The organism is Alcanivorax sp. NBRC 102024 (assembly GCF_001602235.1).
In the GTDB taxonomy this organism is placed as follows: Bacteria; Pseudomonadota; Gammaproteobacteria; order Pseudomonadales; family Alcanivoracaceae; genus Alcanivorax.
The window spans coordinates 13,545-28,764 of the sequence record NZ_BDAS01000010.1 but is presented as its reverse complement, the minus strand read 5'-3'; the positions used below and the strand labels follow the sequence as shown (position 1 = coordinate 28,764).

Here is a 15,220-nt window from a genome sequence, read left to right as displayed (position 1 = left end):
GTGTGGCTGATGTATACTTTTCATGAAAACCCTCGTTGGTTAATAAAAAGACGACATTGTTTTTTGTTTTTTTATGTTACTAATTTATAAGAAAAAATAGCTTCAGGATTTTTATGTCAGAAGAGCCATTTTTAAGAGGCGTGGCGCTAGCTCAGTGGGCTTACGGTGCAGAAAGGCTGGGTGTTCCTGCCTTTGATATCATGAAAACGTGTCGCATTGATCCGGTACAGGCTCTTGAACCTTCCAGTGAAATACCTTTGCCCCTTTTTGAAAACTACCTGCTTGAGTTGATTCTGGCTTCCGGGGATGAGTTGTTCGGTCTCCATATTGGCCAGCAAATCATGCCGGCACTTTATGGTTCGCTGTCAATGCTGATCATGAGCGCCGAGAGTGTTGAAGATGCGGTCCGTTTGGCTATTCAATATTCTCCTCTGGTCGTCGGCTCTGCTGGTGGGCTTGACTTCAGAGATAGTGGGGACGACAAGATCTTCCTCGGCTTGCTGGCCTACCGTAATCATGTGGTAAGGCGTCACTGGATCGAGGCTGTTGGGGCTTTGCTGTTTCAGGCTTTCCGGTTCCATAACAAGTCACTGTACCCGGAAAAAATATTCTTTGAGCACAACTCCCCTTCGAAAAAATCCGAGAAAGAGATTCGGGATTTTTTCATCTCTCCCATTCATTTTGGTGCCAGTTTTAATGGTGCCATCATTGCCAGGAAGAAAGCGGAGTTACGATTACATGATTATGGAAAATACAGTCTTGAAATGGCCAGGAAGCTCGCCGATGAGCAGCTTGAAGCTCAAAAAAAGCAGCAGGATGTTATTGGGAAGATAAAACTTCACATAGAGGATTTGATGTGTAGTGCTCCACCTCGGAGAGAGAGTGTTGCAGAAAGGCTGGGGGTTTCTTCCAGGACGTTAGACCGCCGACTCTCTGAAGCGGGGGTAACGTGGCAGCAGTTGGTGGACTCGATTCGAAGCCAGCTTGCCCATGAATATCTGGCCCAACCTCATTACAAAATCAAGGATGTGGCATCCATGCTGGGTTTTGCTGATGTTAGGGCTTTTCAGCGGCGCTTTCGGCATTGGACAGGCATATCCCCCTCACAATATAAAAAATCATTGAACCAGCCTGCTGCAAGGAGAGAGAAATGAAGCCTGTCAATCCGATGGATCTGGTGTTTTTATTGCTTGAGCGCCGTAACCAGCCCATGCATGTTGGCGGTCTTTTCCTCGCTAAGCCCCCTGAAGATGCTGGCCCCTCATTCGTTCAAGACCTTGTTGGTCATGTTATGGGGTATAAGGTTCCAACTCCGCCATTCAATCAGCGATTAGTCACGCGTGGTGGTTTCCAATTCTGGACAGAGGATGAGGACTTTGACCTGGAGTCGCATGTTTATCACCTGGCATTGCCAAAACCTGGCCGAATTCGTGAACTGCTGGCATTGATTTCAAAATTGCATAGTGCATTGCTTGATCGCCATAAGCCGCTTTGGGAGGTGTATGTCATTGAGGGAGTCGAAGGAGGACGCGTTGCCGTTTATAGCAAGATTCATCATGCCCTGGTGGATGGCGTGTCAGCCATGCGACTTCTTGAGCGGGGAACTACTGCTGACCCTGATGAGACAATCATCCCTGTTTGGGCCTTGCCGAAAAAACAGAGAAGCAAGCAGGATCAGGATGAATTGGCGCTGGATCCGGTTCGTCAGCTTATTCAACAGGCTCAAGGCGCCAAAAAAATGGCAACTTCAGCGGGCAAGGTTGTTTCAGAGGTAGCCAATTCGATCCGTCGACGCAATAAAGACAAGGATTATGTTTCCATCTTTCAGGCTCCCCGTACTATCTTCAATCAGCGTATATCTGGCAGTCGTCGTTTCGCCGCGCAGTCATGGTCGATGGATCGTATCCGCGCAGTGGGAAAGCGTCATGGAGCAACATTGAATGATATTGTGCTTTCCATGTGTAGTGCCGCACTGCGCCGATATCTCATTGATATAGATGCCTTGCCCGAAAAGCCCCTGGTGACCATGGTGCCCATGTCGTTACGCAAGGACGACTCTGAGGGGGGCAATCAGGTCGCAGTCATTCTGGCAGATCTCGGCACCCATCTTGAGAGCCCTATGGATCGGTTGAAATCGATTCAGGGGTCTGTGAATAACAGTAAAGAGCGGTTTTCCAGGATGAATCAGGCTGAGAGCATGGCCTATACCTCAGCAATAATGACAGCCCATGGGACGAATATGGCCTTGGGCATTAACCCTGCCTGGCAGGCGTTCAATTTGGTCGTTTCCAATGTGCCTGGAGCTGATAAGCCTCGTTATTGGAACGGGGCCGTCATTGAGGGTATCTATCCGGTCTCGATTGTCATGGACGGTGTGGCGTTGAATATCACGTTAACCAGCTATGCGGGGAATCTGGAATTCGGTCTTATAGGTTGTCAGCGGACAGTGCCGCATTTGCAAAGATTTCTGCAGTATCTGGAGGAGGGGCTGGCTGAGCTTGAGTAATGCGGCGCCTCAGAGACTGAGGCGCCGGTGTTTTTTACTGCGCCAGATAGCCCTGGTTCTGGCCCTGGCTTAGATCAATGGAGCGCCCGTCACTCAGCATGAGTGTGGCCGGTCCGTCGCTGATGATGTCATATTCGAATCCCTGCTCCAGGCAAGTGGCTAAGACATCAATGGTCCCCTGATGAAGGTTTTCCAGCGTTCCGGTCAGGCTGGCATTGACGGGCTCTTCTCCCGTCAGCGTCAATGTCCGATGGCTGCCGACCCAGGGCAACACTTCCGTGCCGCCTTCGAGCACCTTTTTCTCCACGGCGTACTGTTCGGCACCGCAGGCCTGGGTGGTGAGGTCGACTTTTACAGCCTCCTGGCTTCGTCCGGCTAACCCGGACAGCCAGTATGCGCGATTATGATCAATATCATATTCGGGATAGGCATTTTCCGGTTCGTAGCGGAAGGTCACTCTCGACGGGTTTTCCTGTTGGGTGCGGTCCGTGATGTAACGGGCTTCCTTGCTCCATTTGTCGATCAGGATATACGTCAGGTGCTCTGCCACCGGATGCAGATAAAACTGATAGGGCATCTCTCCCTTCAACAACTGTTCTTCCAGCCCCAGAGCCGTCGTCACATGGACAATTTCGTCGGCTCCGCTATACACATGGGCAAAGGGGATGTGTTGCAGATTGCTCACATAATCATAGACATTGTCCACCGCGCCGATGCTGGAGACTTCCTGAATTTCATGAATCGGCGATAGCGCCAGGGACAACTGATCTTCCAGATTGACCAGATCCCCAACGACGGGAATATTATTGATGAGGCTGTCGAGTAAACTGCCTGCCACAGGGATCTGGCCGTCATTGATCAGTTCATGGGTCAGCGGCAGGTTCAGCAGGCTGCCGGTAAAGCCCACCCAGTTGACGCCGGCGGCGTAATCCTGCGGGTAGAGTGCCGCTAATCTCATGGCACCATAGCCTCCCATGGAATACCCACTAATGATGCGTTTTGCGGAGTCAATCGGGTAATGACGTTCTACATCCGCTTGTACATCACGAACATCTCTCTCTGAAATATCGGAAAAGAAACCCCGTGGCCCGCGTCCGAGGGGGGCAGCCAGGATGCGATTCTGATTTTCGGCGAAAGCGGTCTGGAAATTTGGCTGATTGATCTGGCTGGCATGGTTCGCTTCACAGCCATGCAGGATCATTTGCAAACCAAAGGGACCATCGCCCTCAGGCACATAAAACCCATAGGGCTGATAGCGGCCGAGGTAATGGAAATATTGTTCACAGGGAATATTGGTGTCGCCGTGGCGTCCGGGAACTCCTCGTAGAGAGACCCCCTCGCCGGGGGGCAGGGTGTACTCGGAGGTATAGACCCGTTGCTGGAAGCCTTTCACGTCGGCAGGTGCCACCTGGGCCCGGTTCTCCAGGTCGGCACGTTCCACGGTATGACCAAACTCCGAGATATCACCATTGGCGAGTACCCGGGCCTGGATGTCTTCCCAGAAATTTCCTCCATCCGGCAGGATCTGTTCCGGCAGTGCGCCTGCTCTCGCCAGTTCGTGTGGGCCTCGGAAGGCCACATTCATAACGGTGCCGTTGGCCTGGGCTACCACAGCCTGGATGCGCCAACTGGGGCTGTCGGGAGCCGGAATGCTCCCTGATAAGGTATTGCTTACCGGATCACCTTGCTCGAAACGATAGAGCTTGTCCCAGCCATCGCTGCGAATGCCAAGGCCGTCCCAGTCGCCACCGCCGGTGGAAGGATCGTTGTCCGTATCAATGGCCAGAGCCGCCAGGGCATCGTCACTGCCATAAAGCGTATTCAGCTCGAAGCTGACATGAATCTGATCTCCGTCGAGCTGTAGTGTCAATTTGGCCAGGTCCGCGGTGTTTTCCAGGCCGGCCGGGTAGCGTTGATCGCCGGCGGTGGGGGAAAGCAGACCCGGTGTCGTGGCGATTGGACTACCAATTCCACCAGCCCGGGTCAGGAGATTGAGCAGGTCGATGCCGTTTGTAGGGGAAATCCCCACCAGCCCTCCATCGGCGCCATAATCATCATAGATGTAGTCTCGATAGATCAGGGCGCCATCACAAAGCTCCACGGTACCCGCCACCCAGCTGTCACGGTCGCAGGAAATGCCGGTGATCGGCGGGGTCGGCTCGGGGGGGTCCGTAGTGGGAGGCGGGGCCGGATTATTGTTCGGGGCAGGCGCCGGGGACGAACTGCCACCGCCACCGCACGCAGCAATCAGGGCCACGGTGGAAAGAAATGACAATCCTTTCAGGTAACGCATCATTATTATCCTTTTGATGGTGATCATGAGCAGGCCTGGACGGGAAGGATCAGCTCACGTCACGGCCCTCAATAAATTTGTACATGAATCAGGAAGTGAATCGGGGTGGAAGAATGCGGAAAATTGTAACCATGCGGTTAATGCCTTTGATCGTCGATTGCCGTGCCGTCACTCACACCAGCACCCGGCACGACCAGCGTTCTCGCTTTGTGATTCATCACCAACCTTGCCGGGGGCGTCAGGGTTTACGCGACAGCGAGATGTCCCGATAACGACTGGGCGTTTGCCCGGTCTGTTTCTTGAACCAGCGAATGAATGACTGGCTTTCGGTATAACCCAGGGCCATGGCAATGTTTTCGATGGTTCGGTCACTGGTGGAAAGGTATTCGATGGCCAGGGTGAGCATGACTTGCTCATGGAGAGCGCGATAATTGATATTTTCCCTGGAAAGCTGCCGGTGAAGATGACGACTGCTGATGCCCAATGCGCTGGCGAGATTCTCCTTTGACGCCTGCCTGGACAGGATCTGTTCCCGGGTTATCTTGTAGGCACGATAGTAGAACCCCTTCACGGTGCGGGATGCTTCCAGTGATTGGGCATGCTGCTCCAGCGAATGCATCAAGCCCGGGTCCGCACTATTGAAAGGCTGGGACAGGGTTTCAACAGGCATGACCAGCCCATTGTGTTTCTGGTTGTACCGAACACGGCAACCAAAATGAGCCTCTACTTCCTTTCTTGCCGCCATCGTTTGTGGCGCCGAGTGGGTGAATCGCACTTCGGTGAGCCAGGGGCATTGGGGATCCTTGAGCAGGCTGCGGGTAGTACTGAATGCTGCAAGGATGAATTCTGACGCATGGCGTTCGAAGGTGGGATTCAGGGTATAAGCGGACCATGACCAGACGCAGCGTCCCGGTTCTTTCTGCAGCCCGGTTTTGCCAAAGCCGCTGAGCAGATGCTCGTAGCGGATGCAGAGAAGGATGAAATCCTGCAGATTCTGGCAAGCCTGACGAATATAACCCAGCACACCAAATCCCTCGGGCCTGACCCGTTGGGCAAGATGGAATCCGAATAACTCATCCCCGGTTTCGTTCAGGCAATGACTAAGCAGGTTTTCCAGCAGCAGCGCCGGCACTTCTTGCTGGTTATCCAGCCATAGACTGCTGGTATAGCCCTCCCGTTCGAGAAGGGTGTCCAGGTCCAGACCCATGTCGGGCAAGCTGAGAGACAGATGTCGGAGCAGGCCGGCCTGAACGGGAAGTAGCGAGAAGACGGGGTTATTGTCTGCCATGAGGGTCAGGGAGTAATGCCGTTTATTCGTTCTTGTTAATCCGTGGCAATACACACGGTTGCATGAAATATAGACAGTTAGCGCAGGGATTACAGGGGCCTGATCGGCCCCCGAATAAACATTTCAGGCCAAAACAGCTGTCATTAACAAAAATGAAACGCGTTTAATGACTATTTTTGCGCATCACCACCACCGTTTCCTGAATGGCCACCAGGACCAGAATCAGGGTGGTAGCTACCGCGACGGCGACGGGTGGTACATGGAAGGCGGCAACGCAGAGCATAGCCAGAAGTGCCAGTCCAATATAATGGGAAAGCGGCTGGCCGTTGAACACCAATCGCTTGAACAGAATGTTGGCGATAAGGTAGAGGGCGGTGCCTCCGATCATGGCGACCATGGTGCCGATACCGGTATGCCCAAGGGGATGGGCGAGAACAAACTCGTCAGCAGCGGCCACCAGCACGATGGCAATAATCAACAATAGATGCACATAGGTGTAGACCACGCGGGCAAGGTGTCCACGGTTATCACTGCTGGCGATAACCTCGCTGGCTTTTTCTGCGCTGAGACTGAAGTAGATCCACCACATGGCCACGGTGGCCACAAAGGCGCTGATAAACGCCGTGAAGGTGGCCAGGTCCCAGTGCGCGCCCGAAAAGGTATTGCCCGTCACCAGCAGTGATTCCCCCAGGGCAATGATGAGCAAGAGTCCGCAGCGTTCCGCCATGTGCGGGCCGGAGATATCCCACTCCTTAGTGTCAGAGCGGCCGAGTCCGGGTACCGCGAAGGACAGGGAGGCGGAGGCATACTCGATGAGCAGGGCCAGGCTCCAGAGGACGGTTCGGGTTGTGCCTTCCTGAAGGGCGCCGGTTATCCAGAGAACGCCCGAGACAGCGAACCAGATGGTCATGCGGATAAAGCCGCGATGCAGTTCCGGTCGGTGCTGTCGGCTGCAAAGGCAAATAAAAACGGTACGGCCGATTTGCATGGCAACGTAGCAAAGTGCAAACAACAGGCCGTGTTTTCCAAAGGCATCGGGAATGGCAATGGAAAGGCCCATCCCCAGCAGCATCAATACAAAGAGCATCAGTCGAACGGCAACGGTCTCCGGGTCCAGCCAGTTGGTGACCCAGGTGGTGAAGACCCACACCCACCAGACGGCCAATATCACCAGCAAACCCTGGTAGACCCCGTAAGGGGTGAAATGGGCAATCAGCAGGTGAGCACTTTGTGTAATTGCGTAGACGAAGACCAGATCAAAGAACAGCTCGGAGAAAGAGACCTTGTGTTCTGAATGATCGCCCTTGGGGCGAAAGAGCCCATGTGTCGGGGAGTGCATGGCTGCTCCTGTTGGATGCTTGATATGGCAGGGATGGCCCCGCCAGGCGGGGCCGGATGGATCACTTCCCTTCAGTCAGGGTGCTGTAGCTGGTAATCAGATTACGGTAATCCGGAATGTGCTTGGAGAAAAGCGCACCCAGGCCTTCGATGTCGTTGCGCCAGTCACGATGGAGTTCGCAGGCGGTACCGAACCAGGTCATCAGCTGGGCGCCGGCAGACGTCATGCGATCCCAGGCCGCGTCACGGGTCATGGCATTGAAGGTACCCGAAGCGTCAGTGACGATGAAGACCTCGAAATCTTCCTCCAGGGCGGACAGTGCCGGGAAGGCCACGCACACCTCGGTGACCACACCGGCAATGATCAGCTGTTTCTTGCCAGTGGCTTTTACTGCCTTGACGAAGTCTTCGTTATCCCAGGCGTTGATCTGCCCCGGGCGCGCGATGTAAGGCGCATCCGGGAAGATTTCTTTCAGCTCCGGTACCAGCGGACCATTGGGGCCAGTCTCAAAGCTGGTAGTGAGAATGGTCGGCAGGTTGAAGTACTTGGCCAGATCGGCCAGGGCCAACACGTTGTTCTTGAACTTGTCCGGATCAATGTCGCGAACCAGAGACAGCAGACCGGCCTGATGGTCGACCAGCAGCACTGCCGCATTGTCCTTGTCGAGGCGATTGTATTGCTTACCCATAGTCTTTCTCCTGGTGGTAGAGGGTAACGATCCCGTTACCCGTAATTGAAATCGTTACGATGACATCTTTCCGAAATCACCCTGTTGGAAATCCCGGATCGCCTGGCGAATTTCTTCCTTGGTGTTCATGACAAAAGGGCCATAGCCTTCAATGGGTTCGTTCAGTGGCTCGCCGGCGATCAGCAAAAGCTGGCTGTCTGCCTCCGCCTGAATTTGCACCTGGTCACCCTGTGCGCTGAGCACAACCATCTGGCCGACGGCGGCACGAGCGTGTTCATTGATCAGACAGCACCCGTTTCTGGCGATCACAGCCGTATTCCAGCCATCGGGTACCTCGAGGATCACATTGGCATGAGCCTGCACGGTGACATCCCAGACCAGCATGGGAGAGAAGGTCCTGGCTGGGCCCTTGTGCCCTTGATAGTCACCGGCAATGACCCGAATTTCGCCCTTGCCGTCGTCCAGGGGCGCCACGGGAATCTGTTCACCGGTAATCCCCTGATACGAAGGCGGTGTCATCTTGTCGGCGGCGGGCAGATTGACCCACAGCTGAATCATTTCCAGGTGTCCGCCCTGGTAGGTGAATGCCGGAGAATGAAACTCCTCATGGAGAATGCCGGCACCGGCAGTCATCCACTGCACATCCCCGGGCCCGATCACGCCACCCTCACCGGTGGAATCCCGGTGCGCCACTTCGCCCTGGTAGACAATCGTGACGGTTTCAAAGCCGCGATGGGGATGCTCACCCACACCGCGAGGCTTGGTCGCTGGGGGAAAGCGGGCAGGCCCGGCATAGTCCAGTAACAGAAATGGGCTCAGTTGCTTGCCGTGACTTTCATAGGAAAACAGGGAGCGAACCGGAAAACCGTCACCGACCCAGTGGGGTTGAGGCGCAGAATAGACACCCAGAATTTTTTTCATCGACGGCCTCCTTATCAATCTGCTATGAATGATAGGGGTGGAACGTTTCTGCTAATAGGTGGCAAAATCGTGATGCAGCGTTGCATTTTTGGAACGATAAATGGAAGACCTTAACGACCTGTATTATTTCGCCAAGGTGGTGGAATACGGCGGTTTTGCCCCGGCGGGGCGGGCCATTGGAGTCCCCAAGTCCAAGCTCAGTCGGCGGGTAGCCGCCCTGGAAGAGCGTCTGGACGTTCGCTTGCTAAACAGATCGAGCCGTCAATTTTCAGTCACTGAAATTGGTGGGCAGTACTACGAGCACTGCAATGCCATGCTGATCGAAGCCGAATCGGCCCAGGAAGCCATTGATGCCGTCCGGGCGGAGCCCCGTGGCGTGATTCGGTTAACCTGTCCGATCACGCTGTTGCATGTGCATATCGGGCCTTTTCTGGCCGACTTTCTGCGGAAATACCCCCATATCACCATCCATCTGGAGGCCACCAACCGCCGGGTGGACCTGATCAATGAAGGAGTGGACGTGGCCATTCGGGTGCGCCCACCCCCGCTGCAGGACAGCGATCTGCGACTGCGGGTGTTATCCGACAGGGGGTTGGCCCTGGTTGCCAGCCCGGAGCTGGTAGCGCAATTCGGTATGCCGTGCCATCCACGAGAACTGGAGCTGTGGCCCAGCCTGGGACTGGGTTCGCCGCGGCCGGATTTTCGCTGGGAGTTGCGGGGCGAGGATGGCAGCCAGATCAGTGTTTTTCACCAGCCTCGTTTCGTTACCACGGACATGATTGCCCTGCGCCGTGCGGCCATGGCGGGAGTTGGGGTGGTGCAGCTGCCCATACTGACGGTGCAAAGACAACTGGAGCGCGGTGAGTTGGTGCGGGTTCTGCCCCACTGGGCGTTACACCGGGATATTATCCATGTGGTGTTCCCGTCACGACGGGGTGTCCTCCCCGCGGTGAGAACCCTGATTGACAGTCTTGTGGAATTCTATGAGTCCTTTGATGAGGAATGATTCCGGGGGGAAGCGTTAATCCCTGGCATGTTCCAGACGGTACTGTCTCGGTGTTTTGCCAAACCAGACGCGGCAGGCGCGGTTAAAGGCGGATTGCTCCGAGTAGCCCAGCAACCCCGCAATCTGGCTGAAAGGCATGTTGGGATCAGCCAGGTATCGTGTGGCTAGAGCTTGTCGTTCCTGACTGAGAATTTCCTCGAAGGTGGTGCCTTCACTTTTCAGCTTTCGTTGCATGGTGCGCTTGTGCATCGACAGTTCCGCCGCAATGACTTCACTGTGACACTGGTTTATCGGTAGCAATGTGTGGATCAGTCGCACCACATTCTCGGTCATGGACACCGGATTGGGCGCTTGCTGGGCGGCCAGGTAGTGTTCGGCCAGCTGCCAGGTCTGGTGGTCGGCACTGGATAACGGTAGCGAAAAGGCAGCTTCGGGTAATTCGAAGCCGCACCAGGGTTGACGAAAGTGGCTGGGGCACTGGAAGACCGAGTCGTAGATGGTCTTGTCACTGGCCCGGTCGTGCATGAAATGGACACTCAGTGGTCGAAAATCTTCTCCACAAAGCAGCGTCATCACCTGGCGCATATTGGCCAGACTCAGCTCATAGGCCTGAAGTTGATAGGGGCCGTTGCCGTCTTCAATCGTGAAATTCAGGTGGACTGTCCTTTGTTTGCCCGACATCCCTGGAATGTAGTTGAGCTTGAGTGCCGGGCAATGGAGGTGCAAATAGCGGGCGATACTGTATGAGGCATCGCCTACCGTTGGGGCGCTACGGGCAATCACGGTAATGGGGCCGAGAATATCCATGCCCTGGAATTCTGCTAACCGCAAACCCAGTTCCGGGAAATTCAACGTTTTCGCGGTGTCCTCGAAAAGCGCTGCCATGTCGCGATAGACCAGAAAAGACTGGTCATCACGCTGCGCAGCAGCAGGAATATTATGCCTGGCAAGCAAAGGGAGAGGGTCCTCGCCTCGCTGGATCAGCAGCTCATCATAGCCCCACAAGTTTGTTGCCCTGATCAGGTTGGCCATGCTGTCTCCCTGAAAATACCCACATTGATCCGGATACAGATCAACTGATTGCTATGTCGCGATACGTCAAAAAACTGTCTTGATTCGTCAAGAAAGTCAACGGTCCTTTCTGAAATAGTGCTTTCAGTTTGTCGATCCCGGGTACCTCAGCCTCCGGGTGTATCAATGTGCGCAACAGGAGAAAGACATAATGATAAAAAAATTCACTATGGTGATGTTAGTTACCGGGCTGGCTGCTTGTGGAGGAGAAAACAGCGACTCTTCAACGGTTACTGCCGCTGAGCCCAGGCTCAGTACCTGCTTCTGGAACGGCCCTTATGTGAAGGAAAATCCGGCAGCAAACTTTGCCTATCCGGATTCCGGTGCCGCCTACTGGACCGCAGAATATTCACTGCCGGAAGGGGCTACACTAAAGCTCGATGGGGAGTTTCCCTATTCACGCTATATTTCCTATAACAGCTATCGCAGTGACGGTTCTCCGGCGGATGTGATCGCTGATAACAATATCGTGCCGGAACAGGGCGCAGTGAATCCCTTCGTGAATGGCAATCCACGTCAGGGACAGCATCGTGGCTATCAGATTGAGGTTGCTGCGGGGAGCGTGCCGGAGGATCGTGCCGAAAATACCTTGTATGACAATGCGGAAGAGGGGAAGTCCATCCTGATGTATCGGATTTATGTCCCCGACGAAGGCAAGGGGATCCTGGGTGGAGTGGAATTACCTGAGGTTACTGTGACAACCGCTGATGGGGTAACGCATACCGGTGACGCTGCCTGTGAACAAATCGACGCCCAGCAAAAGCTGGTGCAGATTCCGCGCGTTCCGGAAGAGGCGTATGCCCAGGCGAGACAGAACAACCCGGCCCGAGTGCCACCTATCTGGCAGGCGATTTATAACTTCCAGTGGGGCTTCGAATGTGGGTTTTACTATCTCTGCGATACCGATCCGGTCCGTCAGGTTGGCTGGTATGCGAATCTTGATAATCAGTACATGAGCAGCTTCCTGGACAAAAGTATCAAGCCCGTCGTGGTCATTCGCGGAAAGATTCCTGCAACCCCGAAAACGCTTGGAGGAGATGAGTATTTCGATACGTCAGAGGCGCAGCTGCGTTACTGGTCCATCTGCCAGAATGAATACTACTCGCAACGGGTAGAAGCCTGCCTCTACGATGAGCAGATCACCATTAACCCTGATGGAAAGTTCACCATTGTGACCAGCACAGAGGCAGACAGACCGGAAAATGCCAGTGAGCAATGTGGGGTGGGTTTCCTGCCCTGGCCTGAAAATGGCGATGGCTTTTCTATTGAGGAAGGCCGGGAAGACCATGCGGATGATGCCCTGGTGATTGTCAGAAACATGCAACCCATGAATGGCTTCGACCAGGCAATCCAGGATACCCAAAAGCCCGGTGATGAAGCGGAGGTGCTGGGAGAGTATCTTCCCTCCATCGAATATTTCACAACGGAAGAATTCGAAGCGTTGGGTTGTGATGCCTATAACGCATTATAAAAACCCATGAGCCAGCAAAACGGCCCCGTTTCCCGGGGCCGTTTTGCGTTGGGACGCCGGAGCAACTGCGATGCGCGGTTGTCGCGATTCGTCAAAAAAAGTCTCCATTCGTCAATATCGAATTCACCAATCCTGAAATAGTCAGTGACCAGCATAGAATTGATAACAAGGAGGCGTCATGACCCCCGAGCACTACGACATCATCATCATTGGCGCGGGGTTGTCCGGCATTGGTACGGCCAGCCACATCGCTCGTGAATATCCCCATAAGCGTATTGCCATTATCGAGCGCCGTGAAAAAGTCGGTGGCACCTGGGATCTGTTTCGCTACCCCGGTATTCGCTCCGATTCCGATATGGCCAGCTTCGGTTTCAACTTCAAACCCTGGTACTCCAACAAGGTGTTGGCAAAAGGCGGGGACATCCGTGATTACGTGGCAGATACCGCCAGGGAGTTCGGTCTCTACGACAAGGTCAAGTACGGTCTCAAAATCGATCATGCTGACTGGTCCAGTCGCGATCAGCGATGGGAGCTTTCCACACTGCATGAAGCCAGCGGTGAAGACCGGCATTTTACCTGTGACTTCATGGTCAATTGCGCCGGTTACTACAACTTTGATCGGGGATATCAGCCGCACTTTGCCGGTCAGGAGCGTTTCAAGGGAGAGATTGTTCACCCCCAGCACTGGCCGGAATCGCTGGATTACAACGGCAAGAAAGTGGTGGTGATCGGTAGTGGAGCTACCGCCATTACGGTTGTGCCGGCCATGGCGGAAAAAGCGGAAAAGGTTACCATGCTGCAGCGTTCACCCAGTTACATCATGGCAATGCCGGACACCGACAAACTGTCCATGGCCTTGAACAAGGTGCTACCACGAAAATGGGTCTTTAACCTGGCCCGTGGTCGTAACATCCTGCTTCAACGCGGGCTGTATCTCGCCTGTCAGCGCTGGCCAAGGCCCGCCAAAAAATTGCTGGTATCGCATATGCACAAGCAGGCGCCGAATATCGACAAGCGTCATTTCAGCCCCAGCTACATGCCCTGGGACCAGCGTTTATGTGCTGCACCGGATGGTGATTTCTTTGCCTGCCTCCGCTCGGGCAAAGCCGATATCGTGACCGATCACATTGATCAGTTTGATGAAAAAGGCATTGTTCTGAAGTCAGGCAAGCACCTGGCGGCGGATATTATCGTGACCGCCACGGGGCTGGACTTGCAGCTGATGGGCGGGCTGACACTATCGGTGGACGGAAATCATGTCCCTCTGCCGGAAAAAATGCCCTACAAAAGCATCCTGGTTCAGGACGTGCCCAACTATGCCTGGATTTTTGGTTATACCAATGCGCCCTGGACGCTGAAATGTGACATCGGCGGGCAATACCTGTGCCGCCTCTTCGATCACATGGAAGAAAGTGGCTTTACCGTGGCGACCCCCGTAGATCGCTATGGAAATCATACCGATGAGGGAATGCTTGACGGCTTTGCTCCCGGCTATATCAATCGAGCGAAAGACATCATGCCACGGCAGGGAAAGCAGGCCCCGTGGAAAGTGACGATGCATTATGGCAACGACAAGCGGGTCCTTCTGGAAGAACCGGTGGATGACGATATTTTGCAGTTTGATACACGGGCCGGTCGAGATGATGAACACGTACCAGCGTTAAAGGTGGCAGGATGAATTCGGAAAATGTGAATCCGGAGGCGGGGGGCGACAGCCTCCCCCAGCAGCCGGACGTAGTGCTGGTGCACGGCATGTGGAGCCTGCCGGAGACCCTGCGGGAGCTACACGATGCTTTCGTGGCAATGGGGTATGGTGTGGAGTCCCTGTGTCTTCCGCACCACTATGAAAAATCGGCCTATGACGATGATCGCAAGGCCCGATTGGCCTCGGCCCGGCTGGAAGACTACGTGGATCATATCGTCGAGCGAATTCGCCAGAAATCCCGCCCACCGATTCTGGTGGGCCATTCCATGGGGGCGCTTCTGGCACAACTGGCCGCTGCCCGGGTGCCTTGCGAAAGGCTGGTCCTGCTGTCGTCGGCCGCTCCGGCAGGCATCAATGGCCTCGGCTTATCAGTCATTCGCACCCTGGGCCGAAACTTGTGGCAGTTTCCTCTATGGAAGGCCGTCACCGAAGTGACGGAAGCGCAGGTCAGATATGGCATCGCCAATGCGCAAAGTCCGGCCCTGCAACAGCATATTGCCAGAAACTGTACTTATGAATCGGGCATGGCGACCTGGCAAATTTCTATGGGGCTAATGCTACGCTCCCGTTCTTCCGCCCATGTGGATTTTTCACGAATTCAGTGCCCGGTGCTGATTATCGGAGGAACTGCTGACCGCATTACCCCAATCAGCATACAGCGTCAGATTGCTAACCGATTCAGGGGGCAAGCTACATTGATAGAGATTGCTGATTGTTGTCACTGGACCATCGGAGGCGAATTTTTTCCGCAGATTCAGAGCGCTATTCATGAGTGGCTGGGTTTCAAGGAGCAGCAAGCAGGATAACGATTCCGTTTTCCTTATCGGTGTGCGACGGCTCAAAAGTGTTAAGGTTATTGGCGTGAGTAGCAGCTTTGCCGAGAACGGATCAACGGCAAAAATAGTGTGTACTATCCAATAAGCCTCTACAGA

General features: G+C 54.4%; 12 protein-coding genes. 6 read left to right on the top strand and 6 right to left on the bottom strand.

All coding sequences use genetic code 11. From position 1 onward, the window contains the following. Positions 1 to 113: 113 nt before the first annotated feature. The gene (locus A0251_RS14215) at positions 114 to 1,154 is read left to right on the top strand and encodes an AraC family transcriptional regulator (RefSeq protein WP_062817510.1); all 1,041 of its coding nucleotides are present in this window, start codon (positions 114 to 116) and stop codon (positions 1,152 to 1,154) included. After that, complete coding sequence (locus A0251_RS14210) at positions 1,151 to 2,506, top strand: wax ester/triacylglycerol synthase family O-acyltransferase (RefSeq protein WP_062817509.1); 1,356 nt, start codon at positions 1,151 to 1,153, stop codon at positions 2,504 to 2,506. Before A0251_RS14215 ends, A0251_RS14210 begins: the two co-directional genes overlap by 4 nt. A gap of 34 nt (positions 2,507 to 2,540) precedes the next feature. Here A0251_RS14210 and A0251_RS14205 read toward each other — a convergent pair whose 3' ends face one another. The 5 genes from A0251_RS14205 to A0251_RS14185 all read right to left on the bottom strand — a co-directional run bounded on the left by A0251_RS14205 (position 2,541) and on the right by A0251_RS14185 (position 9,035). Then, positions 2,541 to 4,802 (bottom strand): hypothetical protein, encoded by a 2,262-nt coding sequence (locus A0251_RS14205; protein WP_156478300.1) that lies wholly within the window; start codon positions 4,800 to 4,802, stop codon positions 2,541 to 2,543. 235 nt (positions 4,803 to 5,037) lie between these two features. Next, positions 5,038 to 6,087 carry an AraC family transcriptional regulator gene (locus A0251_RS14200; RefSeq protein WP_082810911.1) on the bottom strand — a complete coding sequence of 350 codons (1,050 nt, stop codon included), beginning with the start codon at positions 6,085 to 6,087 and terminating at the stop codon, positions 5,038 to 5,040. A 163-nt stretch (positions 6,088 to 6,250) separates the two neighbouring features. Beyond that, the gene (locus tag A0251_RS14195; RefSeq protein WP_062817506.1) at positions 6,251 to 7,426 is read right to left on the bottom strand and encodes a low temperature requirement protein A; all 1,176 of its coding nucleotides are present in this window, start codon (positions 7,424 to 7,426) and stop codon (positions 6,251 to 6,253) included. A gap of 61 nt (positions 7,427 to 7,487) precedes the next feature. Then, positions 7,488 to 8,114: an isochorismate family cysteine hydrolase YcaC gene (gene ycaC / locus A0251_RS14190; RefSeq protein ID WP_062817505.1), complete on the bottom strand. Its 627-nt coding sequence runs from the start codon at positions 8,112 to 8,114 to the stop codon at positions 7,488 to 7,490. 54 nt (positions 8,115 to 8,168) lie between these two features. After that, complete coding sequence (locus A0251_RS14185; RefSeq protein ID WP_062817504.1) at positions 8,169 to 9,035, bottom strand: pirin family protein; 867 nt, start codon at positions 9,033 to 9,035, stop codon at positions 8,169 to 8,171. 100 nt (positions 9,036 to 9,135) lie between these two features. On the opposite strand from A0251_RS14185, the gene A0251_RS14180 reads away from it, so the two are divergent. After that, positions 9,136 to 10,041: a LysR family transcriptional regulator gene (locus A0251_RS14180; RefSeq protein WP_062817503.1), complete on the top strand. Its 906-nt coding sequence runs from the start codon at positions 9,136 to 9,138 to the stop codon at positions 10,039 to 10,041. A gap of 15 nt (positions 10,042 to 10,056) precedes the next feature. Here the strand turns inward: A0251_RS14180 and A0251_RS14175 are convergent, their stop codons facing one another. Beyond that, the gene (locus A0251_RS14175) at positions 10,057 to 11,073 is read right to left on the bottom strand and encodes an AraC family transcriptional regulator (RefSeq protein ID WP_062817502.1); all 1,017 of its coding nucleotides are present in this window, start codon (positions 11,071 to 11,073) and stop codon (positions 10,057 to 10,059) included. A gap of 190 nt (positions 11,074 to 11,263) precedes the next feature. On the opposite strand from A0251_RS14175, the gene A0251_RS14170 reads away from it, so the two are divergent. From A0251_RS14170 to A0251_RS14160, 3 genes are all read left to right on the top strand, one after another. Beyond that, entirely contained in the window at positions 11,264 to 12,583 is a 1,320-nt protein-coding gene (locus A0251_RS14170; RefSeq protein ID WP_062817501.1) for a hypothetical protein, read from the top strand. 178 nt (positions 12,584 to 12,761) lie between these two features. Beyond that, positions 12,762 to 14,261: an NAD(P)/FAD-dependent oxidoreductase gene (locus A0251_RS14165; RefSeq protein ID WP_062817500.1), complete on the top strand. Its 1,500-nt coding sequence runs from the start codon at positions 12,762 to 12,764 to the stop codon at positions 14,259 to 14,261. Further along, positions 14,258 to 15,094, top strand: coding sequence for an alpha/beta hydrolase (locus tag A0251_RS14160; protein WP_082810910.1), 837 nt, complete (start codon positions 14,258 to 14,260; stop codon positions 15,092 to 15,094). The genes A0251_RS14165 and A0251_RS14160 overlap by 4 nt, the downstream gene beginning before the upstream one ends. Positions 15,095 to 15,220: the final 126 nt, after the last annotated feature.

Coding starts and splice junctions, on each gene's coding strand:
- A0251_RS14215 (WP_062817510.1), top strand. CDS start 114: ATGTCAGAAGAGCCATTTTTAAGAGGCGTGGCGCTAGCTCAGTGGGCT.
- A0251_RS14210 (WP_062817509.1), top strand. CDS start 1,151: ATGAAGCCTGTCAATCCGATGGATCTGGTGTTTTTATTGCTTGAGCGC.
- A0251_RS14205 (WP_156478300.1), bottom strand. CDS start 4,802: ATGATGCGTTACCTGAAAGGATTGTCATTTCTTTCCACCGTGGCCCTG.
- A0251_RS14200 (WP_082810911.1), bottom strand. CDS start 6,087: ATGGCAGACAATAACCCCGTCTTCTCGCTACTTCCCGTTCAGGCCGGC.
- A0251_RS14195 (WP_062817506.1), bottom strand. CDS start 7,426: ATGCACTCCCCGACACATGGGCTCTTTCGCCCCAAGGGCGATCATTCA.
- ycaC (WP_062817505.1), bottom strand. CDS start 8,114: ATGGGTAAGCAATACAATCGCCTCGACAAGGACAATGCGGCAGTGCTG.
- A0251_RS14185 (WP_062817504.1), bottom strand. CDS start 9,035: ATGAAAAAAATTCTGGGTGTCTATTCTGCGCCTCAACCCCACTGGGTC.
- A0251_RS14180 (WP_062817503.1), top strand. CDS start 9,136: ATGGAAGACCTTAACGACCTGTATTATTTCGCCAAGGTGGTGGAATAC.
- A0251_RS14175 (WP_062817502.1), bottom strand. CDS start 11,073: ATGGCCAACCTGATCAGGGCAACAAACTTGTGGGGCTATGATGAGCTG.
- A0251_RS14170 (WP_062817501.1), top strand. CDS start 11,264: ATGATAAAAAAATTCACTATGGTGATGTTAGTTACCGGGCTGGCTGCT.
- A0251_RS14165 (WP_062817500.1), top strand. CDS start 12,762: ATGACCCCCGAGCACTACGACATCATCATCATTGGCGCGGGGTTGTCC.
- A0251_RS14160 (WP_082810910.1), top strand. CDS start 14,258: ATGAATTCGGAAAATGTGAATCCGGAGGCGGGGGGCGACAGCCTCCCC.